This is a genomic window from Vibrio sp. 1580, from assembly GCF_033340055.1.
In genome coordinates, this window is record NZ_JAWOVT010000006.1 from 38,605 (window position 1) to 64,987 (window position 26,383).

26 protein-coding genes are annotated in these 26,383 nt (G+C 45.3%); 14 read left to right on the forward strand and 12 right to left on the reverse strand.

The genetic code is table 11. The annotated features are described in order from the left end of the window. Position 1: 1 nt before the first annotated feature. Together leuD and R7093_RS11095 are read left to right on the forward strand one after the other, a co-directional pair. A complete protein-coding gene (gene leuD / locus R7093_RS11090; RefSeq protein WP_005383071.1) occupies positions 2–604 on the forward strand; it encodes a 3-isopropylmalate dehydratase small subunit in 603 nt (200 codons plus the stop codon). Positions 605–939: 335 nt separating this feature from the next. After that, positions 940–1,722 (forward strand): DUF547 domain-containing protein, encoded by a 783-nt coding sequence (locus R7093_RS11095; protein WP_017820269.1) that lies wholly within the window; start codon positions 940–942, stop codon positions 1,720–1,722. A 142-nt stretch (positions 1,723–1,864) separates the two neighbouring features. Here the strand turns inward: R7093_RS11095 and djlA are convergent, their stop codons facing one another. Then, positions 1,865–2,719 carry a co-chaperone DjlA gene (gene djlA, locus R7093_RS11100; RefSeq protein WP_017820270.1) on the reverse strand — a complete coding sequence of 285 codons (855 nt, stop codon included), beginning with the start codon at positions 2,717–2,719 and terminating at the stop codon, positions 1,865–1,867. Between the two features lie 266 nt (positions 2,720–2,985). Here djlA and lptD point away from each other — a divergent pair, with 266 nt between their 5' ends. From lptD to apaH, 6 genes are all read left to right on the forward strand, one after another. Next, complete coding sequence (gene lptD, locus R7093_RS11105; RefSeq protein WP_318146653.1) at positions 2,986–5,331, forward strand: LPS assembly protein LptD; 2,346 nt, start codon at positions 2,986–2,988, stop codon at positions 5,329–5,331. Positions 5,332–5,390: 59 nt separating this feature from the next. Next, positions 5,391–6,674 (forward strand): peptidylprolyl isomerase SurA, encoded by a 1,284-nt coding sequence (gene surA, locus R7093_RS11110; protein ID WP_053306855.1) that lies wholly within the window; start codon positions 5,391–5,393, stop codon positions 6,672–6,674. Then, positions 6,664–7,662: a 4-hydroxythreonine-4-phosphate dehydrogenase PdxA gene (gene pdxA / locus R7093_RS11115; RefSeq protein WP_005379670.1), complete on the forward strand. Its 999-nt coding sequence runs from the start codon at positions 6,664–6,666 to the stop codon at positions 7,660–7,662. Before surA ends, pdxA begins: the two co-directional genes overlap by 11 nt. Then, positions 7,659–8,468 carry a 16S rRNA (adenine(1518)-N(6)/adenine(1519)-N(6))-dimethyltransferase RsmA gene (rsmA, locus tag R7093_RS11120; protein WP_005379669.1) on the forward strand — a complete coding sequence of 270 codons (810 nt, stop codon included), beginning with the start codon at positions 7,659–7,661 and terminating at the stop codon, positions 8,466–8,468. The genes pdxA and rsmA overlap by 4 nt, the downstream gene beginning before the upstream one ends. A gap of 75 nt (positions 8,469–8,543) precedes the next feature. Further along, positions 8,544–8,924 carry a Co2+/Mg2+ efflux protein ApaG gene (gene apaG / locus R7093_RS11125; protein WP_005379668.1) on the forward strand — a complete coding sequence of 127 codons (381 nt, stop codon included), beginning with the start codon at positions 8,544–8,546 and terminating at the stop codon, positions 8,922–8,924. A gap of 15 nt (positions 8,925–8,939) precedes the next feature. Further along, the gene (gene apaH, locus R7093_RS11130) at positions 8,940–9,746 is read left to right on the forward strand and encodes a bis(5'-nucleosyl)-tetraphosphatase (symmetrical) ApaH (RefSeq protein WP_213907301.1); all 807 of its coding nucleotides are present in this window, start codon (positions 8,940–8,942) and stop codon (positions 9,744–9,746) included. Positions 9,747–9,818: 72 nt separating this feature from the next. On the opposite strand, the gene folA is transcribed toward apaH, so the two are convergent. The 6 genes from folA to rplU all read right to left on the reverse strand — a co-directional run bounded on the left by folA (position 9,819) and on the right by rplU (position 13,758). After that, complete coding sequence (gene folA / locus R7093_RS11135; protein WP_085569676.1) at positions 9,819–10,301, reverse strand: type 3 dihydrofolate reductase; 483 nt, start codon at positions 10,299–10,301, stop codon at positions 9,819–9,821. A gap of 9 nt (positions 10,302–10,310) precedes the next feature. Continuing rightward, entirely contained in the window at positions 10,311–10,784 is a 474-nt protein-coding gene (locus R7093_RS11140; protein ID WP_005379665.1) for a threonine/serine exporter family protein, read from the reverse strand. Then, positions 10,784–11,584, reverse strand: a complete 801-nt coding sequence (locus R7093_RS11145; RefSeq protein ID WP_005379664.1) for a threonine/serine exporter family protein — start codon at positions 11,582–11,584, stop codon at positions 10,784–10,786. Before R7093_RS11145 ends, R7093_RS11140 begins: the two co-directional genes overlap by 1 nt. Before the next feature lie 196 nt (positions 11,585–11,780). Continuing rightward, positions 11,781–12,956, reverse strand: coding sequence for an Obg family GTPase CgtA (cgtA, locus tag R7093_RS11150; protein ID WP_005383091.1), 1,176 nt, complete (start codon positions 12,954–12,956; stop codon positions 11,781–11,783). Positions 12,957–13,168: 212 nt separating this feature from the next. Next, positions 13,169–13,426, reverse strand: a complete 258-nt coding sequence (gene rpmA, locus R7093_RS11155; RefSeq protein ID WP_005383095.1) for a 50S ribosomal protein L27 — start codon at positions 13,424–13,426, stop codon at positions 13,169–13,171. A 20-nt stretch (positions 13,427–13,446) separates the two neighbouring features. Next, positions 13,447–13,758, reverse strand: coding sequence for a 50S ribosomal protein L21 (gene rplU / locus R7093_RS11160; RefSeq protein ID WP_005383096.1), 312 nt, complete (start codon positions 13,756–13,758; stop codon positions 13,447–13,449). Between the two features lie 256 nt (positions 13,759–14,014). Here rplU and ispB point away from each other — a divergent pair, with 256 nt between their 5' ends. Further along, complete coding sequence (gene ispB / locus R7093_RS11165) at positions 14,015–14,986, forward strand: octaprenyl diphosphate synthase (RefSeq protein WP_047101929.1); 972 nt, start codon at positions 14,015–14,017, stop codon at positions 14,984–14,986. Positions 14,987–15,079: 93 nt separating this feature from the next. Here the strand turns inward: ispB and R7093_RS11170 are convergent, their stop codons facing one another. Together R7093_RS11170 and mdh are read right to left on the reverse strand one after the other, a co-directional pair. Next, positions 15,080–15,271: a hypothetical protein gene (locus R7093_RS11170; protein WP_005379661.1), complete on the reverse strand. Its 192-nt coding sequence runs from the start codon at positions 15,269–15,271 to the stop codon at positions 15,080–15,082. A 113-nt stretch (positions 15,272–15,384) separates the two neighbouring features. Next, positions 15,385–16,320 (reverse strand): malate dehydrogenase, encoded by a 936-nt coding sequence (gene mdh, locus R7093_RS11175; protein WP_005379660.1) that lies wholly within the window; start codon positions 16,318–16,320, stop codon positions 15,385–15,387. Positions 16,321–16,679: 359 nt separating this feature from the next. On the opposite strand from mdh, the gene argR reads away from it, so the two are divergent. The 4 genes from argR to R7093_RS11195 all read left to right on the forward strand — a co-directional run bounded on the left by argR (position 16,680) and on the right by R7093_RS11195 (position 21,878). Further along, the gene (gene argR / locus R7093_RS11180; RefSeq protein ID WP_005379659.1) at positions 16,680–17,150 is read left to right on the forward strand and encodes a transcriptional regulator ArgR; all 471 of its coding nucleotides are present in this window, start codon (positions 16,680–16,682) and stop codon (positions 17,148–17,150) included. Positions 17,151–17,555: 405 nt separating this feature from the next. Beyond that, positions 17,556–18,524 (forward strand): TAXI family TRAP transporter solute-binding subunit, encoded by a 969-nt coding sequence (locus R7093_RS11185; RefSeq protein WP_047101926.1) that lies wholly within the window; start codon positions 17,556–17,558, stop codon positions 18,522–18,524. 291 nt (positions 18,525–18,815) lie between these two features. Further along, positions 18,816–21,395: a TRAP transporter permease gene (locus R7093_RS11190; protein WP_005383099.1), complete on the forward strand. Its 2,580-nt coding sequence runs from the start codon at positions 18,816–18,818 to the stop codon at positions 21,393–21,395. A gap of 45 nt (positions 21,396–21,440) precedes the next feature. Then, positions 21,441–21,878 carry a universal stress protein gene (locus tag R7093_RS11195; RefSeq protein WP_005379654.1) on the forward strand — a complete coding sequence of 146 codons (438 nt, stop codon included), beginning with the start codon at positions 21,441–21,443 and terminating at the stop codon, positions 21,876–21,878. A 63-nt stretch (positions 21,879–21,941) separates the two neighbouring features. Here the strand turns inward: R7093_RS11195 and R7093_RS11200 are convergent, their stop codons facing one another. Next, the gene (locus R7093_RS11200; RefSeq protein WP_047101924.1) at positions 21,942–23,018 is read right to left on the reverse strand and encodes an alkene reductase; all 1,077 of its coding nucleotides are present in this window, start codon (positions 23,016–23,018) and stop codon (positions 21,942–21,944) included. A 92-nt stretch (positions 23,019–23,110) separates the two neighbouring features. On the opposite strand from R7093_RS11200, the gene R7093_RS11205 reads away from it, so the two are divergent. Next, positions 23,111–24,058, forward strand: coding sequence for a LysR family transcriptional regulator (locus R7093_RS11205; RefSeq protein WP_005379650.1), 948 nt, complete (start codon positions 23,111–23,113; stop codon positions 24,056–24,058). 18 nt (positions 24,059–24,076) lie between these two features. Here R7093_RS11205 and thiQ read toward each other — a convergent pair whose 3' ends face one another. Together thiQ and thiP are read right to left on the reverse strand one after the other, a co-directional pair. Further along, a complete protein-coding gene (gene thiQ, locus R7093_RS11210; protein ID WP_047101922.1) occupies positions 24,077–24,781 on the reverse strand; it encodes a thiamine ABC transporter ATP-binding protein in 705 nt (234 codons plus the stop codon). Beyond that, a complete protein-coding gene (gene thiP, locus R7093_RS11215) occupies positions 24,781–26,367 on the reverse strand; it encodes a thiamine/thiamine pyrophosphate ABC transporter permease ThiP (protein ID WP_017820277.1) in 1,587 nt (528 codons plus the stop codon). The genes thiQ and thiP overlap by 1 nt, the downstream gene beginning before the upstream one ends. Positions 26,368–26,383: the final 16 nt, after the last annotated feature.

The window sequence follows — 26,383 nt, forward strand, 5'->3', positions numbered from 1 at the left end:
AATGTCAGGCTTTAAACAACACACAGGCTTAGTTGTTCCTCTAGATGCAGCGAACGTTGATACTGATGCCATCATTCCAAAGCAGTTCCTACAAAAGGTCTCCCGCCTAGGGTTTGGTAAGCACCTATTCCATGACTGGCGCTTCCTAGACGATGCTGGCGAACAGCCAAATCCAGAGTTCGTGATGAACGCACCTCGCTACCAAGGCGCGTCTATCTTGCTGGCTCGTGAAAACTTCGGCTGTGGCTCATCTCGTGAGCACGCACCGTGGGCACTAGCGGATTACGGCATCAAAGCGATGATCGCACCAAGCTTTGCCGATATTTTTTACGGCAACTCGATCAACAACCAAATGGTGCCAGTTCGTTTGACTGAACAAGAAGTGGATGAAATCTTCCAGTTTGTTGAGGCAAATGAAGGTGCAGAAGTCGAGGTCGACCTAGAAGCGAATGTCGTTCGTGCCAACGGCAAAGAATATGGTTTTGAAATCGATTCGTTCCGTCGTCATTGCTTGCTAAACGGTTTGGACAACATTGGCCTAACCCTTCAACACGAAGATAAGATTGCTGAGTACGAAGCGAATATTCCAAGCTTCTTGCGTTAAGACGCGTTAGTAAATACACAAATCAAGGGCTGGCAATTGTCGGCCCTTGATTTGTTTTGGGTGACTGATCTCATATCGCTTTGCTTACGGAATGCCGAACGCCTCTGTTGAAATTCGTCATCCTGAACAGCGACGAAGGAGCGTGATTCAGGATCGACTACCAGAGCGCACTGTACAGATTCATACTGTCTTTACTCAAGAGTTTGTGGATATTAGACTCCTGATATCGCTTATGCTCCTCGGAATGACAGCTAATAAAGGCCACTGATTACTGAAAGAAAACAAGCACTAAACTGGTCTACACTATCAACAATATCTCATTCAAAGGTATCTCTATGAAGCGTCTGTTATTGCTGTTGTGTGCTCTGGTTTCTTTCTCGACATTGTCCGCGCCTAAATCCGACTTATGGCCATATTGGAAACAATCGAATCAAGCCAACCAAACCCAAATTTCTCATCAAGAATGGCAACAACTGCTCGATACTTATTTAGTTGAACAAGGCGAGAATACCTTGTTTCGTTATAGCCAAGTCTCCTCTGTCGATAAAACTAAGCTGAAACAATACATCCAGCGTTTGGCAAAACTAGACCCTCTACAATACAACCAAGCAGAGCAATATGCCTATTGGGTAAACCTTTACAACGCCATCACGGTAGATCTTATTTTGGATAACTATCCAGTCGAATCAATCACCAAGCTAGGTGGTTTATTTAGCTTTGGTCCTTGGGGAGACGATGTGGTCGTGGTCAATGGGAAGGATCTAACTTTAAACGATATTGAACATCGAATTTTGCGTCCAATTTGGAATGACCCAAGAACGCATTACGCGGTTAACTGTGCCAGCCTAGGATGCCCTAATCTGCAATCTCAAGCATTCACTGCTGGCAACACGCAAGCTCTACTGGATAGTGCCGCCAAAACATTTATCAACAGCAGCAAAGGCGTATCTATCCAAGGTAACACGGCACAGCTGTCTTCTATTTATGATTGGTTTGCAACGGACTTTGGTGGAGAAAAACAAATCTTCAAACACATCGCAAAGTACGCACCGCAATACAAAAACTTCTCTGGCAAAGTGAAATACGAATACGATTGGGACTTGAATCAAGCCAACTAAACTGGGGGATGTGAGGTCAATTAGCATTAGGGACATAATAGGCCAAAAGCTAAAGACACCGGCAACTCAAAGACTAAGACATGAAAAAAAAGGGCACTGAGTGCCCTTTTTTACATCCAAATGTTTGATAGAAAACGTCCGACTACTTAAAGCCTTTAACCTTCTTAATAAGATCGTAAGCGTTTTGAATCTCTTGAGATTTCTCTTTCGCGACGTTCATCATCTCTGGTGGTAAACCTTTAGCCATCAATTTGTCCGGGTGATGCTCGTTCATCAGTTTACGATAAGTACGCTTAACGGTTTTACTGTCTGCATCTGAAGACACATCCAGAATTTTGTACGCGTCGGCCAACTGATCCGCTTGTGAAGCTTGTTGCCAGCTACCACCTGAAGATTGGCCTTGATGCTGACCATGAAAACCGCCCTGGCTTTGGAAACGAAATGCGGCTTCTTGCATTTGCAAACGACGCTCTAATTGCTCAGAAGAGAAACCCAAACCACGTGCAATCTTGTGTAGTACATTTCGTTCACTCGGGTGGATCGAGCCATCTGCAAAGGCCGCCGAGATTTGCAGCTCTAAGAAAAATTGCAACAAGTCAAAGCGACCAGCTGTCGAAATTTTCACACGAACAAGAACATCTTCTAACGGAAAGTCGCTGTCTTTACCTTCACGAAACGCGTCTTGCGCTGCGCGACGCTGTTCGCCATGCAAATTCATGCGGTCCATCATGGCTGAAGCCAGTTGGATTTCCTCTTTGGTGACTTGGCCTTTCGCTTTTGCCACATGTCCCATTACCGCAAACGCCGCTTTAAAAAACTCTTCTTGGCGCTGAGCTTGACTTGGCCCTTTTCCAAAGCCGCCAGTAGAGAACCCGGCTTGACTCAAGCGACGTGCTTTATCGAATTGATGGCCAATAAATAAGCCAAAGAGTAAACCTAGCGGCCCGCCAAGTAACAAGCCAAAAAAGGCACCCAGAATTTTGCCAAAAATATGCATTATGTGTTCTCTATCAATGAATTTTTATCGACGACGGCGGTCTTATAGTGCCGGATGCAACGATTTCCTTTATGATAATGGAATTAGTTTTATTTCGGCTAGGCCATTTCGCCTGCTTATCTTTGCAGCTATTTTGTCGTCATTATGCCACAGTGAATCAATACGCTGGGATAAATGCGACTATAGTTGATTCATTTGGCTATTACGCTAGGGTACAACAAGCCCTATAGCCATCGAGTAGTAGTGACACAGGAAAGTTCAATTCAATGCAACATTTCTCCCGCACATTTTTAGCGGCCTCTATCAGCACCGCCTTGTTTGTACCCACCACTCAAGCTGAAGCGAATATCCATGATAGTGTGCAGGAAATGCCCGCCACAGATCAATGTTTGGTCGATACAAGTGGCGAGGAGGACGCTCTTAATACCCCAGTAGTGGTAGAAGCTGACACCCTGCAAGCCATCAATGGTGACAAAGCTCAGTACTCAGGTAATGTACAAGTCACCCAAGGCCAGAAGAAAATTACCGCAGATAGCGTAACGCTGCACCAACAAGACAACGTCGTGGTTGCCGAAGGCAACGTGACTTTCAATGACGGCCAAGTCAAAGCTCGATCTGATCGTGTTACTAACGACATTAATCAAGATACGTTTTCGCTTGAGAACACCGATTATCAGTTCCTTTGCCAACAAGGCCGAGGCACTGCAGCCTATATCGCTCGCACAGGTCAGTCGGTTTATGAACTCGAAGACGGCTCTATCACATCGTGCCCTCAAGGCGATAATTCATGGCGATTGGTTGCGTCAGGCATCGATGTTGACCAAGATGAAGAGACAGCGACGCTGCATCATCCTCGATTTGAAGTGTTAGATGTGCCTGTTTTCTATGTGCCGTATCTAACCATGCCAATTGGAGATACGCGCAAAACGGGTTTCCTCTTCCCTTCTTTATCGTACGGTTCTAGTGATGGTATGGAAGTCGAGGTGCCATTCTATTGGAACATCGCGCCTCAATATGACATGACACTCACCACGCTCTATATGCAGCAACGTGGTACAAAACTCGATACTGATTTCCGCTATCTAACAGATGGTTGGGGAAATGGGGAAATCAAAGGCGAATACCTCAATAGTGATCGCAAATATCAGGACGAGTCTCGTTGGGGCTACCAAGTTAAACACGACGGTATCATCAATAAACAGTGGATAGTCAAAGTCGATTACTCAAAAGTGAGTGATATTGATTACTTCCTCGATCTCGACTCCGACATTGGTAACCGTGAAGATGGTCAACTGGTTCAAGAAGGACAAGTACAATATCGTTCTGACTTCTGGGATGCCTCGTTAACCGTTCGTGACTTCCAAATCTTATTGAAAGAAGAGAACCGCCCTTATCGCCTGCTTCCTCAGTTAGACTTGAACTACTACACGCCGTTGTGGGGAGATTACCTTAACTTTGACGTGAAGAGCCAAGTCAGCCGCTTCGATACCAGCGATGCTGCGCGACCAAATGCGACCCGTGTTCACATTGAACCAGGGCTTACATTACCACTCTCAAACTCATGGGCAACGTGGACAACAGAAGCGCGTGTGCTCTCTACGTATTACTCTCAAGACTTAACGGGTTTGACAGATGTAAACTTGCAAAACCAGTTGGATGATGAAGTTTCTCGTGTTATTCCTGAGTTCCGTACGCATGCGCAACTTTACTTAGAGCGAGATACAAGCTGGATCAAGGGCTACACACAAACACTGGAGCCTCAGCTGCAGTACTTGTACGTACCTGAAGAAGATCAAACCAACATCTACAACTACGATACCACCTTGCTACAAACCGACTACTACGGGCTATTCCGCAGTCGTAAGTACAGTGGCATTGATAAAATCGCCTCGGCGAACCAGTTAAGCTACGGTGCGAGTACTCGCTTCTTTGATGATGACTATAAAGAGCGTCTTAACGTTTCATTTGGTCAGATTTACTACTTCGATAAAAAGACCAAACTGAGCAACAGCCCAAATCTTCCGGATGAGACAACCAATTACTCATCATGGGCAATTGAAACTGATTTCAACTACAACGATTACTTGTTCTATCACGGTGGAATTCAATACGATATTGATTTGAGCTCCATGCAGTTGGCAAACAGTACCTTGGAATACCAATTCAACGGCGGCTTTATTCAGGGTAACTATCGCTACGTTACGCGTGAATACATCGAAGATACGATCATTCTCGAAAACCTAGACACAATTACTCGTAAAGGTATTTCTCAAGCAGGTATTGTAGCGGCCTACGAGTTCAACCCGAACTGGTCTGCGAGTGGTCAATACTACTACGACCTCAATGAAAATGCGGACCTAGAATGGTTAGCGAGCCTACGTTACCAATCTGACTGTTGGTACATTGGCGTCACTTACTCAAACCAATTGCTTGGTTGGGAAGACCAAGCTATCGGCAGCACCGGGGCATCACCTGAATACGAAAATAACTTCAGCGTTAACTTCGGTATTCAAGGCTTTGCGACCAACCAGCGTGAAGACACTGCTGTCAAAGAACTGGATGGTTCTGACAACGCGATTAAGTACGGCCGCCCATTCTATCTGAACAATTAATCAAAATAGGCGTCTTAAATGAATAAGACGCCTATTCAAAAATACTGACGGAATTTTAAATGAAAATTTGGAAATCAATCTTATTCACGACCCTACTCTCTTGCGGAGCGGTTGCAGCACCAGTAGAGATCGATAAGGTTGCGGTCATCGTGAACGACGGTGTAGTTCTACAAAGCGACATCGAAACAGCGATGAAAACGCTGCAAGCCAACGCACGTCAAAGTGGAAAGAGCTTACCTTCTACCAGCGTATTAAAAGAACAAGTTGTTGAAAAACTTATTATTGACACGTTGCAAGGCCAAGAAGCAGACCGTATTGGTGTGCGTATTGACGACAACCGTTTAAACCAAGCGATTGCAGAGATCGCACGTAATAATGAGCAAACAGTAGAACAACTCGCCGCTTCTGTAGAAAGTGAAGGTTTAAGTTACCCAGAATTCCGCGAACAAATTCGTAAGGAAATCGCCGCATCAGAAGCCCGCAATGCACTGGTTCGTCGCCGTATTAATATCCTTCCAGCAGAGGTAGATAGCCTTGCTGAGCAACTATCACAAGAAACCAATGCGACTGTTCAATACAAAATTGGACACATTCAACTGCGCTTCTCTGACGATAAAGAAAAATCTGCTGTAGAAGCAGAAGCTAAAGCGCTCGCGAAAAAGCTAAACGAAGGTGCAGATTTTACGGAGATGGCCTACACCTACTCTAAAGGTCCTAAAGCTTTACAAGGTGGTGATTGGGGCTGGATGCGTAAAGAAGAGATGCCAACCATCTTTGCTGATCAGATCAAGATGCAAAACAAAGGCAGCATTATTGGTCCATTCCGTAGTGGCGTTGGTTTCCACATCCTAAAAATAGAGGATGTCAAAGGCCTAGAAACGGTTGCGGTAACGGAAGTAAATGCGCGTCATATTTTGATTAAACCAACCGTGATTCTGAGCGACGAAGGGGCGAAGAAGCAACTGAATGAATTTGTACGCCGCATCAAAGCCGGTGAAGCAACGTTCGCTCAATTGGCAACACAATACAGTCAAGATCCTGGCTCGGCAGCACAAGACGGTGAACTAGGTTATCAAACACCAGATCTTTACGTGCCAGAATTCAAGCACCAAGTAGAAACTCTGCCAGTTGGCTCAATCAGCGAACCGTTCAAAACCGTTCACGGCTGGCATATCGTTGAAGTGTTGGATCGTCGCCAAGTTGACCGTACTGACTCAGCGATGAAGAATAAAGCTTACCGCATTCTATTTAACCGTAAATTTAATGAAGAAGCGGGCGCATGGATGCAAGAGCTACGCGCAAGTGCGTTTGTTGAAATCGTGGATGACAACAATGACAACTAATACAATTCGTAGAATTGTCGTAACCGCAGGGGAACCTGCGGGTATCGGCCCAGACTTAGTGCTTGCCCTATCGAAAGAAGATTGGGCGCACCAAATTGTCGTCTGTGCCGATAAGAATATGCTGATGGAGCGAGCCAAGCAGCTTGGCATCGAAGTCCAACTGTCTGATTACAATCCAGAAGAAGCACCTAAAGCACAAAAAGCGGGCACGCTTATCGTTGACCATATCCAAATATCGGAACCTGCGGTCGCAGGTGAGCTCAATGAAGCGAATGGCCACTATGTACTAAAAACGCTAGAAAGAGCGGCTTTAGGCTGTATGAATGATGAATTTGATGCTATTGTCACCGGCCCTGTTCATAAGGGGGTGATTAATCGCGCAGGTGTTGCATTCAGTGGTCATACTGAATTTTTCGCCGAGAAGTCACAAACGCCGCTAGTTGTAATGATGCTAGCAACGGAAGGACTACGCGTGGCGCTGGTTACAACACATATTCCTTTAGCTTATGTGTCCAAAGCTGTCACCGAAGAGCGATTAGAAAAAATCATCGATATTCTTCATAAAGACCTTGTAGAAAAGTTTGCTATCGCACAACCAAACATCTACGTTTGCGGGCTTAACCCTCATGCTGGCGAAGATGGCTGCTTAGGTCGTGAAGAGATCGAAACCATCACTCCGACACTGGAAAAAATTCGACAAGAAAAAGGTATCAACCTGATCGGCCCTCTGCCGGCTGATACCATTTTCAATGAAAAATATTTAAATGATGCTGATGCTGTTTTAGGCATGTACCATGATCAAGTGTTGCCAGTATTAAAATACAAAGGCTTTGGTCGTTCAGTAAACATTACTCTTGGTCTACCTTTTATTAGAACATCGGTGGACCACGGTACTGCATTAGATCTGGCAGGGACAGGTCAAGCGGATACAGGGAGTTTCCGAACAGCGCTCACGCATGCGATAGATTTGGTAGAGAAGAAACAATGAGAAATGATGTCCATTTAGGACACAAAGCGCGTAAACGTTTTGGTCAAAACTTCCTGAACGATCCATACATTATTGATGGGATCGTATCAGCGATTAACCCAAAACCAGGTCAAAACCTGGTTGAAATCGGTCCTGGTCTTGGTGCAATCACTGAGCCGGTAGGTCGTGAAGTAGATAAGTTCACAGTTATCGAATTAGACCGCGATCTGGCGGAACGCCTACGTACTCACCCTGAACTGGCAGATAAGTTGACCATCCATGAGGGTGACGCTATGCGTTTTGACTTCACTCAACTAGTGAAGCCAAACAACAAGCTGCGCATTTTTGGTAACTTGCCATACAACATCTCTACACCATTGATGTTCCACCTTTTTGAATTCCATAAAGACATTCAAGACATGCACTTTATGCTGCAAAAAGAAGTGGTAAACCGCTTAGCCGCCGGCCCTGGCAGCAAAGCTTACGGCCGTTTAACGGTAATGGCTCAGTACTACTGTAAAGTGGTACCGGTACTGGAAGTACCGCCAACGGCATTCGTTCCACCACCGAAAGTGGATTCTGCCGTTGTTCGTTTAGTGCCTTACGAAGAGCTGCCATGCCCGGCAAAAGATCTGCGTTTGCTCGATCGCGTTTGTCGTGAAGGCTTTAACCAACGTCGTAAAACCGTTCGTAACTGCTACAAATCGTTGTTAAGCACAGAAGTACTAGAAGAGCTAGGTGTTAATCCAAGCATGCGTCCAGAGAACCTGACGCTAGAACAATTCGTCGCAATGGCGAACTGGCTTGCGGATAACCCGCAGCACTAAGAACTCAAACAATGAGCCAAACCCTTGTAGGTTTGGCTTATTATTATTGGGATATTACGTTTCTGAGGAGTGCACATGGACGTCATTCAACCTTGCATCAAAATTCAAGTTCACACCAAATACATCGAAGAACAGTCCAACCCAGAGCTACAACGCTACGTTTTCGCTTATATCATCACCATCAAAAACCTTAGCCAGCAAACCGTACAGTTAGTGAGCCGCCGCTGGCTAATCACAGACTCGAATGGCAAGCAAATGACGGTTGAAGGTGACGGAGTGGTAGGCCAGCAGCCCTTTATTCCAAGCAATGATGAATACACGTACAGTAGCGGAACCGCGTTAGAAACCCCTGTCGGCGTTATGCAAGGACACTACAAAATGCTGGATGAAAAAGGGCAAGAGTTCATCACCGAAATTGAACCATTTCGCTTGGCTGTTCCAAATGTTTTAAATTAGTAAATTGGAGATTCAGTGGCTACCTATATTGTTGGTGACATCCAAGGCTGTTTTGATGAATTGCAGCGACTACTAGAAAAAGTATCTTTCTCTGCGAAAAAAGACCAACTTTGGCTTGCTGGTGATTTGGTCGCCAGAGGGCCTAAATCACTAGAAACGTTACGCTTTGTGAAGTCACTTGGCGCAAGCGCAATCGTGGTGCTTGGTAATCACGACCTTCATCTTCTCGCTGTGGCTCATGGGATAAAAAAGGTCAAAGACAAAGATAGAACCGCACCTATTTTCGCGGTCCCCGACAAAGAGGAATTACTGACATGGCTAGCTCAGCAACCTCTATTGGCCGAGCATGACGAGTTCGTGATGTGTCACGCTGGCATATCACCGCAGTGGAATCTAAAAACAGCGAGAAAGTGTGCCCGTGAAGTTGAGCGCATCATCCAAAGCGAAAAGCTCCCTTGGCTATTAAAAAACATGTACAGCAATCAACCTGATTCCTGGGATGACTCTCTACAGGGTTTGGAGCGATACCGTTATATTATCAATGCTTTTACGCGGATGCGCTTTTGTTTCCCTGATGGTCGTTTGGATATGGATTGTAAATTGCCACCGCAACAAGTTTCCGGTAACGAACTTATTCCATGGTTTGATGTGCCTAAACGTATCCACTTAAACAAAGCGGTGCTCTTTGGGCACTGGGCTGCACTACAAGGCTATATGAACAACGAAGTCATCGGGCTAGATACTGGCTGCGTTTGGGGCGGAAGCCTGACCATGATCCGTTGGGAAGATAAGAAAATTTTTACTCAGGATGCACTACATTAATAATGAGCCCTTTAGATAAACAAAAGCACCGCATTCGCGGTGCTTTTTTGTTATATCCGATGACTTTTCTGACTATTGCTTTTCTAACACCGTAAAACGCATGTTGTAGGCGTTCTTCTCATCGGCTTGATACATTTCTGAGTAAGTTTCCTTAAACTCGTCTCCCCAATCTGGGAACTGAGTATCACCATCAATGGCCGCTTCAATGTGTGTTACATACAGTTTATTGGCCATAGGCAGACAAGTGGTGTAAATCGCACCACCACCAATGATCATCACTTCTTCCACATCACCTGCGACTTCCAGAGCCTGCTCAATCGATGTTACGGTAGTAACGCCTTCGATCTTTAGTGTCTCATCACGGCTAATAACAATATTCAAGCGACCTGGTAAAGGGCGACCAATAGACTCATAGGTTTTGCGTCCCATCACAACCGGTTTTCCCATGGTACAACGCTTAAACCAAGCGAAATCGGCGGGAAGATGCCAAGGCATTTGATTGTCTTTGCCAATGATGCGATTGTCGGCCATAGCGGCAATCATACTAATGATCATGTTAGGTCCTTATACAATTGGTCTGCGGCGATAGAATAACAGCCCTGGAACCGCAAGACCAACAGCTAAACCTGCAATAATAAACATGGCCTTAAGAAAGTTTTCCATACAGGTTGCGACAAGCTCGGGTGAGTAGCCAACATGATTGATTTCTACCATAGCGATCATTGCTTTGTACGCAAACACACCCGGCACCATCGGGATCAAAGCAGCCACAGTAAACACTTTTGGATGCGCGAGAAAACGGTGAGACCAGTACACACCGATCATCCCAACTAACGTCGCAGCAAAAAAGGTTGCCCACTCAATAGGAATGCCAAACTGCATCATCAAGTAGCGGCTACCATGACCAATCGCGCCACCAACAGCGCAATACACTAAAGCTCTTTGTGGCACGTTAAAAACCAATGCAAATCCTACGGCGGGAATCGCCGCAAAAAACATGTCATTCAACAGGCCAAACATCAAATCAAATAAACTCATTAGATTGCCCACCCCCAAATTCCAGTTACACTCATCGCAGCAACGATCCCCAAACATGTCGCCAACGTTAGTAAACTAGCCATCACAAATCGAGCAATCCCCATATTAATGTGGCCTTTCAACATATCTGCGACAGAGTTAATGAGTGGGAAACCAGGTACAAGCATCAATACCGACGATGCCATTGCTACGGTAGGTAGATTACCGATTTGGTAAATTTCCGCCTGTGCTGAAATTAAGGTGGTCACAAAAGCGGTCGCAGCAAAGTTCAATAGAGGGTTGAAATGACGATGACCAATTTCTTGGCGAACGATCATGCCACCAGCTGAAGCTAAAAAGGTCATAATGAATACTCCCCAATCACCACCAGCTAGATGACTGAATGCCGCACAAGACAAGCCAATCATAAACACCACCAACCAGCGGTTATAACGCTCTGGACTGATAGCGTTCAGCTTTTTCTGCGCCATGGTTGAATCGAGCAAACCACGTTCCATCATGATACAGATTCGTTGAATTTGCGTAATAACGCGCATATTGATGCCACGATCAGCGCAGCTTCGGGTGGTGGTGATGCAATGCCCATCCATTACCGTCGTCACAACCAATGCATTAGCTGATAGTGCTACCGCAACTTCATTCACCCCACAAGCAAGGCCAATACGACGCATAATATCGCTCACAAGAGTACTTTCAGCACCATGAGCAAGTAGCATTTGTCCGGCTTGGGCGACAAGACGAGAAATCGATCGTTGAGTAGATACCGCCAACTCTCTAGGCGGTATGGTTTCTAGAGTCATAAATAAGTCTAATTCCTTTTAGGGTGTTACTCATTCATACGCGCGAGGGCCAAACTAACCCTCAAAAAAACACGACGTATCAGTTATTGTGCCGTAAATCACATCACCTAAATATGATTTAGATACAAAAAAAGCCGCAATAAATAATTGCGGCTTAATGAATTATAGGCAAACAGGCATTGTTTGACCGTTCTGATTAGTCACGAACGTAGACAACGTGACCGTCATCTTCTTCATCGTCCCAGTCATCCCAATCGTCGTCGTCATCTTCAGTGATAACGTCTTTACCCGCCATCGCATCTTTATGGTAATCATCCCACATGAAGTTAACTTTATCTTCTTCAGCCACTTCTTCCTCTTCGCGAGGTAGGTTATCCATAAAGTCAGCCAGTTTGTAACAAAGCTCTTTAGTACCGTTACGATTGATCGCCGAGATCTTAAAGTACTCGTCTTCCCAACCTAGTGCGTCTAAGATTTCTTGGATCTTCTCATTCGCTTCTTCTTCAGGCATTAGATCAACTTTGTTGAACACTAACCAACGCGGCTTACTTGCCAGTTTTTCGCTGTATTGTTCTAGTTCATCAATGATCGTCAATGCATTTTGCACCGGATCGGACTGATCAATTGGCATAATATCGATCATGTGCAGCAATACTCGACAACGCTCTAAGTGCTTCAAGAATCGAATACCAAGGCCAGCGCCATCTGCTGCACCCTCGATCAAACCAGGGATGTCTGCAACAACAAAACTTTTCTCTGGTACGACACTTACGACACCCAAGCTTGGGATCAAAGTCGTGAATGGGTAATCAGCGACTTTCGGTTTTGCTGCTGATACTGCGCGGATAAAGGTTGATTTACCAGCATTAGGTAGACCAAGCATACCCACATCAGCAAGAAGCAATAGCTCAAGGCGAATTTCGCGTACTTCACCTTTTGTACCCAATGTTCTCTGACGAGGCGCGCGGTTTACTGAAGATTTGAAACGCGTGTTACCTAGACCGTGCCAACCGCCTTTTGCGATCATCACTTTCTTACCGTGTTCAGCAACTTCCGCCACGATTTCATTTGTGTGGATATCCACAGCGCGCGTACCCACAGGTACACGAAGAACGATGTCTTTACCACGCTTACCTGTACAGTTACCACCGCGACCGTTTTCACCACGCTCAGCTTCGTAGAAGCGCTGGAAACGGTAATCAATCAGGGTATTTAGGTTTTCATCGGCTTGGATATAAACATCACCACCGTCACCGCCATCACCGCCATCAGGGCCACCTTTAGTGATGAATTTTTCACGCCAGAAACTGACAACGCCACTACCGCCATCACCAGCCTGAACTTTTACTACCGCTTCATCTACGAACTTCATCTTTTACTCCGACTACTTCGTGCGTGGATTAAATCTTACTATGTCATCCGACAATTTTAGCAGATGACAGATCTAAGCTCCCAGATTCAAATCGCTTAGGATCTTAGCGAGAAACTTCGATATGTCGACTGCCACAAATAAAAAACCCCGCCGATTCGGCAGGGCTTTTGAATTCAGCTTAAAGCTATTAAGTAATTTGGTTAAAAACCTAATTACTCAGCTTCGATGCTTACAAACTTACGGTTCTTAGGACCTTTCACTTCGAACTTCACTTTACCTTCAGTAAGAGCGAATAGAGTGTGGTCTTTACCGATACCTACGTTGTTACCAGCGTGGAACTTAGTACCACGTTGACGAACGATGATGTTACCTGCAAGTACAGATTCACCACCGAAACGCTTAACACCTAGACGTTTGCTTTCTGAATCGCGGCCGTTACGAGTAGAACCACCAGCTTTTTTGTGTGCCATTGTTAAACTCTCCTAATAGATTAAGCGTTGATACCAGTGATCTTCACTTCAGTGAACCACTGACGGTGACCCTGTTGCTTACGAGAGTGCTTACGACGACGGAACTTAACGATTTTAACTTTATCGCCACGACCGTGTTGTACAACTTCAGCAACAATTTTGCCGCCCTCTACAAGAGGAGCACCAACTTTGATGTCTTCGCCGTTAGCAACAAGAAGAACTTTATCAAATTCTACAGTTGCACCAGTTTCAACGTCTAATTTCTCTAAACGAAGAGTTTGACCTTCGCTTACACGGTGTTGTTTACCACCAGATTGGAAAACAGCGTACATATTTTACTCCGCTTTTTCCGCACAGCCTTTCTTGAGGGTGTGCGCTAAACTAATCATCAATAGGGCGCAGATTCTACAGAATAGATGCTCCTATGACAAGCCATATTTTGAAAAAATTGGCGAAAAGCTAATCGCCAAAGAAAAGTGCGGCAATCATGCCCTTTAGTAATGTATTAATCAACGTTTTTTAGTGTATTATTCGACAATTATATAAATCGAATAAGCCTTGCAGGGTCTAACTTCAGCCGGATATACGATGGATTTTAAAACTATCCAAGCGCTTACTGCCGATGACATGGCAAAAGTGAATGAAACAATTCAAGCCCAACTTAATTCTGATGTCTCTTTAATCAACCAGCTCGGTTTTTATATCGTGAGTGGTGGAGGCAAACGTCTAAGACCGCTTTTAGCGATACTGTCAGCCCGTGCACTTGGTTACCAAGGCAATGGTCATACAATGGCAGCTGCGTTTATTGAGTTCATCCATACAGCGACTTTGCTGCATGATGACGTGGTAGATGAATCAGACATGCGCCGTGGTAAAGCCACTGCGAATGCAGCATTTGGCAATGCGGCTAGCGTATTAGTTGGGGATTTTATCTATACACGCTCATTTCAGATGATGACGGAACTAGGATCCATGAAGATCCTTAAACTAATGAGCAATGCCGTAAACGTGATCGCCGAAGGTGAAGTACAGCAGTTGATGAACTGTAACGACCCTGACACGACAGAAGAAAGCTACATGCAAGTCATCTACTCTAAGACTGCGCGCTTATTTGAATCCGCAACTCAAATCGGTGCAATCTTAAATGATGCTCCTGAGCATGTTGAAATCGCAATGCAAAATTACGGTAAGTATCTAGGCACTGCGTTTCAGCTCATTGATGACGTCATGGATTACACTTCTGATGGCGAAGACATGGGTAAAAATGTGGGTGATGACTTGGCTGAAGGCAAGCCAACTTTACCTCTACTCCATGCTATGCGTAATACCACACCAGAAAACGCAATCATGATTCGTGAAGCGATTGAGAAAGCGAATGGCATGGATCGCTTAGAAGAAATTCTTGCGGTCATGAAAAAAGCAGGCTCTCTGGAGTACACAACGCAAAAAGCTCTGGAAGAAGCAGACAAAGCAATCGCAGAACTATCAGTGTTGCCAGAGTCTGAATACAAACAAGCGCTTGTTACTTTGGCTCATGTCGCAGTACAACGCACGAAGTAATCAATAGCTACCCATAACGCAAGGCTTATAGCTAAAAGGAAGAGCATGCTCTTCCTTTTTTACGTTTGATACCTAATGACGACGCCCGAGACGCTAGTAATATCTGTCACTACCGCCATGCAGTTGTGGATCATCTTCTATTTCATCAAAGCTAACGGCGAGCTGCTGTTCAGTCCCTTGTTTGGACAACAATACCGTCTCTGCTTCATGGTCGACCACTAATATCGTACCGACGCCTTGTTGGCACTCAACAACCATGCCTTTACGGATTCGACTCGCTTCCATCATCTTCTCCTTCACTACGTCGTTTTATTCGATCATTTTTACGAAGTTGAGAAATCAAGGATCAAAAAAGCCGATCAAAATGATCGGCTTTCTTCTTATATAGGCTTTCTAGATTACTTTGCGAATTCAACACCAATGTTGATGTCGCCATTTAGTGTTTCTAGCATACCGTCTAATGCAGACTTTTCGTAATCGCTGAGTTTGCCGTAGCTTAGTACTTCTTCAACGCCTTCTTTACCCAGTTTCACAGGTTGCGCGAAGTACGTCGCGTGTTCGCCGTCGCCTTCAACGTAAGCGCACTCAACTACGCCTTCTTCACCTTGAAGAGCACGAACCAGAGACAGACCAAAGCGACATGCAGCTTGGCCCATTGATAGTGTTGCACTACCACCACCCGCTTTCGCTTCTACAACTTCAGTACCTGCATTTTGAATACGTTTCGTTAATGCTTCTACTTCTTCAGCTGTAAACTCAACACCTTCTACTTGAGACAGTAGAGGTAAGATCGTTACGCCAGAGTGACCACCAATAACTGGCACGCGAACGTCACCTGGATCTTTGTCTTTTAGCTCAGCAACAAACGTTTCTGAACGGATAACATCCAACGTTGTTACACCAAATAGACGACGCTTATCATAAACACCCGCTTTTTTAAGAACTTCAGCAGCAATTGGCACTGTTGTATTTACAGGGTTTGTGATGATACCAACACAAGCTTTCGGACAAACAACCGCAATCTTCTCCGCTAGCGATTTAACGATACCAGCGTTTACATTAAATAGATCCGCACGATCCATACCTGGCTTACGCGCAACACCAGCAGAAATTAGCACAACATCCGCGCCTTCTAGTGCTGGAGTAGGATCTTCACCAGCGTAACCTTTGATAGAAACTGGCGTAGGGATGTGGCTAAGATCAGCGGCCACACCAGGAGTTACTGGAGCAATATCATATAGGGCTAGATCAGAACCAGCAGGAAGACGGTTCTTAAGTAGAAGGGCCAGGGCTTGACCGATGCCACCAGCGGCACCAATAACGGCTACTTTCATGTAGTTCTCCTTGAGAGTATTTCTCTTATAAACGTATTCGTAGGGTAGTTTGTAACCAACTTAAATAAAGCTATCGGAATCACAACTTGATTACAATCAATTAACGCTAGCTTTGCGACCTCGCGCAACTCGCTGTTACCGTGCTACAAATGGGGCTTGGATTATTCTTTTATTCTGTTGAAATGACAAGGAATTCAAGAAAACAGATACAGCCCTACTTCAGCGCGCTAAAGAATTCTATGTGGTATATAGTTTACAGTGACGCATCTAACATAATCCTGGGACTCTTTGGCACCGCCTGAATATATATGCGAGAATATGCAAAATTGCTGACCCGTAATAAGAGATTTGTAATGACTATGCGCAATTCAGAAAAACAAGACAACTTAGTTCGCGCCTTTAAAGCCCTGTTAAAAGAAGAAAGCTTTGGCTCACAGGGCGAGATTGTTGACGCACTCAAACAGCAAGGATTTGAGAGTATCAACCAATCTAAAGTCTCACGTATGCTGACTAAATTTGGCGCTGTCCGTACGCGCAATGCAAAAATGGAAATGGTTTACTGTCTTCCTGCTGAGCTAGGTGTCCCAACAGTCAGCAGCTCTCTGCGTGAACTAGTACTAGACATCGATCGTAACGCAGCGTTAGTGGTAATTCACACTGGCCCAGGTGCAGCACAGTTGATTGCTCGCTTGCTTGATTCACTCGGTAAATCCGAAGGTATTCTTGGTGTTGTCGCAGGTGACGATACCATTTTCATTACGCCAACCATGGCAATTACGACTGAGCAACTCTTCAAATCAGTGTGCGAGCTGTTCGAATATACTGGTTAAGTTCTATAAAGCTTCAATCAGCTAACTCATTGTGGGTTATAAAAGAAGTCTCATTTTGTAGCCCATAATTTATGTAAATTTTTTGCTTACTCCGCTCATTCTTCAACCATCCATTTTGTGATTAACATCACGCAATTGATCTTTTTCATTTCAGTCACTAAACGTTAATTAAGCAATTGTTTTAAAAAGAATTAAATCACAAATTGAATCCTATCCCCTGATACAAAATTCAGACTTATCAACTATAACATTTAACAATTGGATAATTTTCTGCCAATTTTTTGTTATGATTCGCTCGCTTTTTCAAACGATTGGATTGAAAAAGGTGCCGTTTCCAAATAGGAAACTCCAGAAGTGATTTATGGTTATTTCCGGGTAAATAATGAATATAAGGAAGGGAAATTCATGGCATTTAACAAACTTCTCAAAGTAGGCGCTATCGCTGCAGCCGTAATGGGCGCAGGCGCAGTTAACGCTCAAGAGTTTATTACCATCGGTACTGGCTCTGTGACAGGTGTTTACTACCCAACTGGTGGTGCTATCTGTAAGTTGGTAAATAAAGGTCGTAAAGACCACAACATCCGTTGTTCAGTAGAATCGACTGGTGGCTCAATTTACAACGTTAACACTATCCGTGCAGGCGAATTAGATTTTGGTATCGTGCAATCGGATTGGCAGTACCACGGCTACAACGGTACGAGCAAGTTTGAAGAACAAGGCCCGTACAAGAAGCTACGCGCAATGTTCTCTCTTCATACAGAACCTTTCAACATCATTGCGCGTGCAGATTCAGGTATTGAAAACGTTGAAGACCTGAAAGGTAAGCGCGTAAACATCGGTAATCCAGGCTCTGGTGACCGTGCAACGATGGGCGTTGTCATGGAAGCGATGGGTTGGACAAACGACAGCTTCAAGTTGGCGTCTGAGCTAAAAGGCTCTGAACGCTCTCAGGCACTTTGTGATAACAAAATTGACGCCTTCATTTACATGGTCGGCCACCCGAACGGTTCAATCAAAGAAGCAACCACATCATGTGATGCGAAGCTAGTTTCAGCAACAGGCTCTAAAATCGATAAAATTGTTGCCGACAACCCATACTACGCCTTTAGCTCAGTACCGGCTGGTATGTACCGCGGTACAGACAAAGACGTAAACAGCTTTGGTGTTGCAGCAACAATGGTAACGACCTCTGATGTTTCAGACGATGTCGCTTACAACGTGGCAAAAGCTGTGTTTGAAAACTTTGATACCTTCAAACGTCTACACCCTGCATTCGCAAACTTGAAGAAAGAAGACATGGTGAAAGCTGGTCTTTCTATTCCTCTTCACCCAGGTGCAGAAAAATACTACAAAGAAATGGGTCTAATTAAGTAATTTCCTCAGACTCTACATACAGGCAGGAAAGAATATTTTCTGCCTGTTTGAGCATACAGGTTGTAGCACGTTCTAACTGTATGCTTCATTCGCCAGTTTTCTTCTGAAAACTGCGAGCTCATACCCAAGAAAACTTAAACGCCGCCTAACAGAGTATCCAACAATCAACACTTTGAGTTCAGGCAGCAAAATACTCGAAAGCAAACTTCGCTCCATTCACTACACTGATAGAGGCGAAGTGTGGTTCTCGATAAAAATCAGACAGGACCATCAATAATAAGGAAAAAGTACATGGCGACGAATCAAGCTCCGTCACAAGATGTGCAAGAAATGGTGGCTCAGGCAGACACAGGTGCACGTAGCCCTTCGGGAATGCAAGGACGAATCCTTTGGTTTGTTCCTCTGTGTTGGTCACTATTTCAATTATGGTACGCATCCCCGTTACCATTTATTTTCAATTTTGGCGTACTGAACGACACGGAAGCGCGATCTATCCACCTTACTTTCGCGATCTTTTTGGCTTTCACTGCTTATCCAGCGATGAAGAATTCTCCTCGCGATCATATCCCTCTTGTTGATTGGATACTCGCGTTGGCTGGCAGCTTTTCAGCAGCCTATATATACCTTTTTTATACCGAGCTAGCAGGACGCTCAGGCGCACCGACAACGGTTGATATCGTTGTTGCTGTTATCGGTATGATCCTCCTTTTAGAAGCAACACGCCGAGCTCTTGGTCCACCATTAATGGTCGTGGCTGCTGTTTTCCTTACTTACACCTTTGCAGGCCCTTACATGCCTGACGTTATCGCGCACAAAGGGGCAAGCTTGAACAAGGCCATGTCTCACTTGTGGCTAACAACAGAAGGCGTATTTGGGGTTGCGCTAGGTGTTTCTACCTCTTTTGTCTTCTTGTTTGTATTGTTTGGAGCAATGCTGGAACGCGCTGGTGCTGGTGCTTACTTCATTAAAGTTGCCTTCTCGTTGCTTGGCCATATGAAAGGTGGTCCAGCTAAAGCGGCCGTTGTTGCATCAGGTTTATCTGGTCTGGTTTCTGGTTCTTCAATCGCAAACGTAGTAACAACTGGCACCTTTACCATTCCACTGATGAAGCGTGTTGGCTTTCCCGGCACAAAAGCGGGTGCGGTAGAGGTAGCGGCTTCAACCAATGGTCAGTTAACACCGCCAATCATGGGTGCAGCCGCATTTTTGATGGTGGAATACGTCGGTATCTCCTACGTTGAGGTGATTAAAGCTGCCCTACTTCCAGCGCTAATCTCTTATATTGCTTTAATTTACATTGTTCACCTTGAAGCATGTAAAGCAGGCATGACAGGCCTTCCTCGTCGCCACAACCCAACACTAGTACAAAGTCTGCTGTCCTTTACTGGCACAATCTTAGGATTGTGTGTGATCAGCGCATTGGTTTACTACGGAGTGGGTTGGACAAAGGACGTCTTTGGTGATGCCGCGACACCAATTGTTACCGTCGCACTATTAATCGCGTACGTTGGGTTGGTGAAAGTCTCAGCAAATCACGTGCAAGATGGCGCAATTGAGATTGATGCAGAATTAACAGAAGTACCTGATCCTGGCCCAACCGTTAAGTCAGGCTTGCACTACCTACTCCCTATCGTCGTATTGGTTTGGTGTTTGACTGTCGAACGTTTCTCACCTGGCCTTTCGGCATTCTGGGCAACGGTGTTCATGATTTTCATTTTGCTGACTCAACGTCCGTTGATTGCACTGCTGTCAAAGCAAGGTGACATGCTTCAGCAAACCAAAGATGGCTTTGTCGATCTTGCCGAGAGCTTAGTTTCTGGTGCGCGCAATATGATTGGTATCGGCGTTGCAACCGCGGCAGCGGGCACCGTTGTTGGTGTTGTTACACTAACGGGTATCGGCCTAGTGATGACCGACTTCGTCGAGTTTATCTCTGGTGGCAGCATCATTCTTATGCTGCTCTTTACCGCCATCATTAGCTTGGTTCTGGGGATGGGTCTGCCAACAACGGCGAACTACATCGTGGTCTCTACGCTAATGGCGCCGGTTATTGTTACGCTCGGCGCAGCGCATGGCTTAATTATTCCGTTGATAGCGGTGCACTTGTTCGTTTTCTACTTTGGTATTTTGGCCGACGATACCCCACCTGTAGGCCTTGCGGCTTTTGCAGCAGCAGCAATTGCGAAATCAGATCCAATTCGTACTGGTATCCAAGGTTTTACTTACGATATTCGAACCGCTATTTTGCCGTTCATGTTTGTGTTCAATACCCAGCTATTGTTAATGGGGATTGACTCTTGGTGGCATTTGGCACTCACGGTCATCTCATCGATCATTGCAATGCTGATTTTCTCTGCGGCAACTCAAGGGTGGTGGTTCACGCGTAACAAGTGGTGGGAAACAGTCCTATTATTAGTACTGACGTTTTCGTTTTTCCGTCCAGGTTTTTGGTGGGACATGCTGTACCCAGCGAAAGTTCTTTCTCCTGGCGTTGAGGTAGCTCAAATCACGGAAACACTAAATGTAGGAGAATCATTGGAGTTACGTGTTGCCGGTGAAAACCTTGAGGGCGACTACATTGAGAAAACGGTTCGTCTTCCATTCGAAGACAGTGCGACAACAGCAGACGCACGTATTTCATCTATGGGTCTAATGCTGACCGAAAGTGACAACAAAATGATTGTCGATATGGTTGAATTTGGTAGTCCAGCAGAGTCCGCAGGTATCGACTTTGATTGGGAAATCAAGTGGGTTATCCAGGATGCAGACCGTCCGATGAAAGAGTGGGTGTTTGTACCATGCTTAATGATTTTGCTGGTGCTTGCAATGAACCAAAAACGTCGTGCTCGTAAGGAACAATTGAGCGCATAACCGATTTGGCCCCGAGGATAAAGGGGCCTTAATGAGAGACATTGAATGTACAAACAAATTCTTGTTCCGGTTGATCTAAATGACCAAGGCTTTTCAGACCGAGCGGTTGAACTAGCGGTTTGGCAGGCAAAGCAAGCAAATGCTCAAATCCATCTTCTGACGGTACTACCTGGTATTCACATGTCGATGGTTGCCACATACTTTCCGAAAGATGCTGCGGCCAAAATGAAGCAAGACGTGAAGCAGCAACTAAAAACTTTCGCTAATGAGCATATTGCTGAAGATGTGGTTTACCAAGTGCATGTTGCTGAAGGCAAGGCCTACGCGACCATTCTTGATTATGCAGAACGTTTAGGCGCAGATCTCATCATTATGCCAAGTCACAAGCGCTCTAAAATCAATAAAGTAATGCTTGGCTCTGTCGCGAGTAAGGTTGTGGAATATTCTCCAATCAATGTGATGGTCGTAAAACCGCAAGGCTAAGTAAATACAGAAACGAAAAAGGACGCTAACATTAGCGTCCTTTTTATATTAAACAAGTAAGGGTTATGCCATCACTGGGTAATCGGTATAACCTTCTGCTCCACCCAAATAAAAGTGTTCTGGTTTCGCCTCATTAAGAGGTGCATTTTTCTTAAATCGCTCAACTAAATCTGGGTTTGCGATAAAGGGAACGCCAAATGCGACCACATCAACTTTGTTTTCTGCAATTGCTGTTGCCGCTTCTTGTGCACTGTAGCCCACGTTCGCCATTAAGTGACCTTTATAGTTTTCGCGTGCTGGCTTGAGAACATCTGCTTTTTGTACGCCTTTCAGATCCGCACGCATCACGTGCCAATAAGCAAGATCGAAAGAATTAAGTTGCTCTGCTAAGTAACGCATCAAGCCAACTGGATCACTGTCTTTCATGTCATTAAATCCATTTAGCGGAGATGTGCGCAGACCGACTCTTCCAGGTCCCCACACCTCAACGACTTCTTTCACTATCTCAAGTAAAAATCGAGCACGATTTTCAACCGAGCCACCGTATTCATCGGTACGTAAATTTGAGCCGTCACGAAGGAAGTTATCAATAAGATAACCATTGGCGCCATGTATCTCGACCCCATCAAAGCCGGCTTTCTTGGCGTTTTCTGCACCTTGTTTAAACGCCGCAACAATGGAAGCTATCTCATCCACTTCGAGTGCTCGTGGTACCGTATATGCTTGCTTACCCGAAGGGGTATGGACTAATTCATCACGAATGGCCAATGCGCTCGCCGCTACAGGTGTTTTTCCTTCATTCAGATCAGGATGACAAGCTCGTCCCGCATGCCAAATTTGCAGTACAATCTTACCGCCTCTCTCATGAACCGCATCCGTTACCTTTTTCCAAGCTGCGATTTGCTCTTCGCTGTAAATGCCCGGCTCTGCCATGAAAGCAGACGTACCTTCCATCACCATGGTGCATTCAGCAATGATAAGTCCGGCACTCGCACGTTGAGCGTAGTATTCAACCATAAGGTCATTAGGAATATGGTCCGCACCAGCACGAGCTCGCGTTAAAGGCGCCATAATGGCACGGTTATCTAATGCTAATTGACCGAGTTCGATAGGAGAAAATAAGTCTACAGAGTTGGACATGTTGTTTACCTCAAATGACAATAACTTGATGGCTAAGGATGAGGTGCCAGACTATAATCAGATTAATATTGAAACAATATGGATAATTGAAAGTGATTGTTCGCAATTTAGAAACAATTGACTTTAGAACGCTTTCTATCTTTGTCACAAGCTGTCGACTACTGAGCTTAACCAAGTGCGCGCTGGAGTTAAACCTACCGAAATCTACTGTTAGCAAAGCCATAACCAAACTCGAACAACACTTTGAAGCCAAACTGCTAGAGCGCACAACCCGAAAGTTAGTGATCACCGAAGCTGGCCAAATGGTTTTAGAGCGTGCTGCAAGCTTAGTTGAGGAATTCCACTCAATTGGCCATGACGTTCAGGAGATGGAACAACAGATCCAAGGCCGGCTGCGTATTTCCGCGCCACCAGCGTTGGATGCGTATATGGCGGAGCACATCTTTTTGCCATTTTTAAAACAATGGCCAAAAGTACAAATTGCGTTAGAAGCATCGAACGATTTTGTTGATCTGTTTTCACACGGCTTTGATATGGCAATTAGAGTCGGTCAGATAGTTGATGATCGATTAATCGCAAAAAAATTAGGCTATACCACTCGAGTCCTGGCTGCTAGCCCTGAGTATTTAGCTGAGTTCGGTGTACCTGAAACGCCAGAAGATCTGACAAAACACAACTGTTTGAGGTATCAATATGTTTCAGAAATAGGGCCTTGGACGCTGATCTCACACGATAATACCGTCAATGTTTCAATAACCAGTAACTTCTCAAGTACAACTGTAGAAGCAATATTAAAAGGCGCACTTAAAGGACTAGGCATCGCGAACTTACCTGTGCAGAACATGACGCAAGAGCTAGAAAGTGGCACCTTAGTCAGAGTGTTACCGCAATGGCACACGGTACCAATGCCTATTTATTTAGTCTATCGTCCTGGAGCAAACCGCCCACGGCGTGTACAAGCAATGATTGACCATATCATGAGCTTAAGATCTCAATTTGAATTTGGCCCTCGGCATGGTTTGTGTTGCGGAGAAGCATAACCTAGCAACTATCAGGCACTAGCATGCTGCTCGGATAAATGCCGCAAGCTTCTCACTAGCATGCTGTTCACTCAATGCAGACATATCACCCGCGGCTTCCACTTTACCATCTGCCACAAACACAAAGTGGCTGGCAATCGCTTTGGCATCGCTTAAATGGTGCGTGACCATCAATACGGTTATTCCCCGCTCTGCTGCCAGTTTTTTTACCAAGCCTAGCATCTCTTCACGCAACACCGGATCAAGCGCCGAGAACGGCTCATCCAACAGCCACATGGGATGAGGCTGAACAAAACAACGCGCTAAGGCAACACGTTGACGCTGGCCACCAGAAAGATGCTCTGGCAAACGGTCGAGGTACTCTGCAACACCAACTTGCTGCGCGGCTTGTTCAATCTGACGATTTTGGTCCACCGTAAGCTTTAGCCCTGGGTGTAAGCCCAAACCGATGTTGTCACGCACCGATAAGTGAGCAAACAAATTGTGCTCTTGGAACAACATAGAGAACGGACGCAGATAAGGCTCTTTACGCACAATGGACTCACCATCAACACAAATATCACCACGGTCAGGATGGATGAATCCTGCCACCAACGCCAGCAAGGTTGACTTCCCTGCCCCACTTGGTCCCATCAGCGATACAATCTGTCCTTGCTCAATCGTTAAGTCAAAACGAAACAGTTCACGTTGGTAGGTGTACTGCACATCATCCAACACTAACATTACGCTCTCTCCTTCGTTTTCAATACTTTCTCAATCAAGGCAAAACAGCCCACACTCAACAACAATAGGGTCACCGATACCACCGCAGCTGCGTCCATCTGATAACTGCCAAGCAACTGGAACAAATACAGAGGTAAGGTACGAAACTCTTGTCCACCAAACAGTGCTATGGCACTTAAATCCCCTATTGCAAACATAAAGCTGATCGCAAACGCATGTGCAAACGGCTTGCGTAGCGCCTGCCACTCCACCACTTTAAACCGTTGCCAGCCACGCATGCCTAAGCTGGCACATACATACTGATACTGTTGTTCAATGTGCAGCATTGGCTGCGCTAGCGTTTTGATCACGTAAGGCAAAGCCATCAAACCGTTCACCAAAATCACGACAAAAAATGCCAAGCTAAAAACATCGGTAAATGCGCGCAGTAGTAAGAATAAACCGGTGCTAATCACCAGACCTGGAGTCACCAAAATAACGGTGCCGATTAACTCAATCTGATCGGCTCGCGTGTTTTTGTACTGCAACCGCCAACGGCGACTGGTCAATAGTATGGACACCCCTGCAGCGACCGCAAGCGCGCTAGCGACACAGGCGACTTTGAGGGAGTTCAATAGCGCAGACCAAAAACGCTCATCGGTTAATACTGTCCAAACTTGTTGGTTGATGCCACTCAGTAACACCATCAATAACGGCGGTATTACCAGTAAAAAGGCACCTATGATCCAAAAGCTATCCCAAGCTTTTGACCACCCATGATCCTTCGTTAAATATTGCTGTACCGATGTGCTTCCAGCACTGATAGAAACAGGCCTTGTTAACTTCTGCACTCCAATAGCAAGCAGTCCACATAACAGCATCTGCCACAGCGCCAATAACGCCCCAGCTTGTAAATCAAAATCAAACTTAATCGCTTGGTAAATGGCCAATTCAATGGTGGTGGATTTTGGCCCGCCCCCCAATGCCATTACAGTGGCAAAACTGGTAAAGCACAACATAAACACCAACCCACAAACGTGGGGAAGCTGCTGCCTTAAACGCGGCCATTCTACCCAGCGAAACTTATCCCAATGGCTCATCCCAAGATGCGCGCAAAGCTTATGCTGCTCGGCAGGAATAGACTCCAAGGCTTGCAGAAGCAATCGTGCCGCGTAAGGTAAATTAAAGAACACATGGGCGAGTAAAATGCCGTTCAAACCGTAAATAGAGAATGGCAGTTTAGTGTCGAAACTTTGCAACCACTGCGCCAACAAACCACTGTTGCCATAAATCGCTAACAGCCCAAAAACACCAACCAAAACCGGCAAAACCAGTGTCGATGCAAACAGCTTAAGCAGTAATGATTTACCAATAAATTGGCGACGCGAAAGTGCGTGCGCTACTGGAATGGCAAAGCCAACACTGAGCAATGTGGAAAGAAACGCTTGGTAGAAACTGAACTTGGTGACATGTTGATAGTACGGGTCGCCCCATACCACAGACACATCAAGTGAAGGGGCTTGAACAATCAAAGCACCTAGGGCAGAAATAACAAAGGTCGCGATGATCATCGCGACCCCTAAACCTATTTTTGGAACAGAATTCAAAGGTAAAACCTATCTC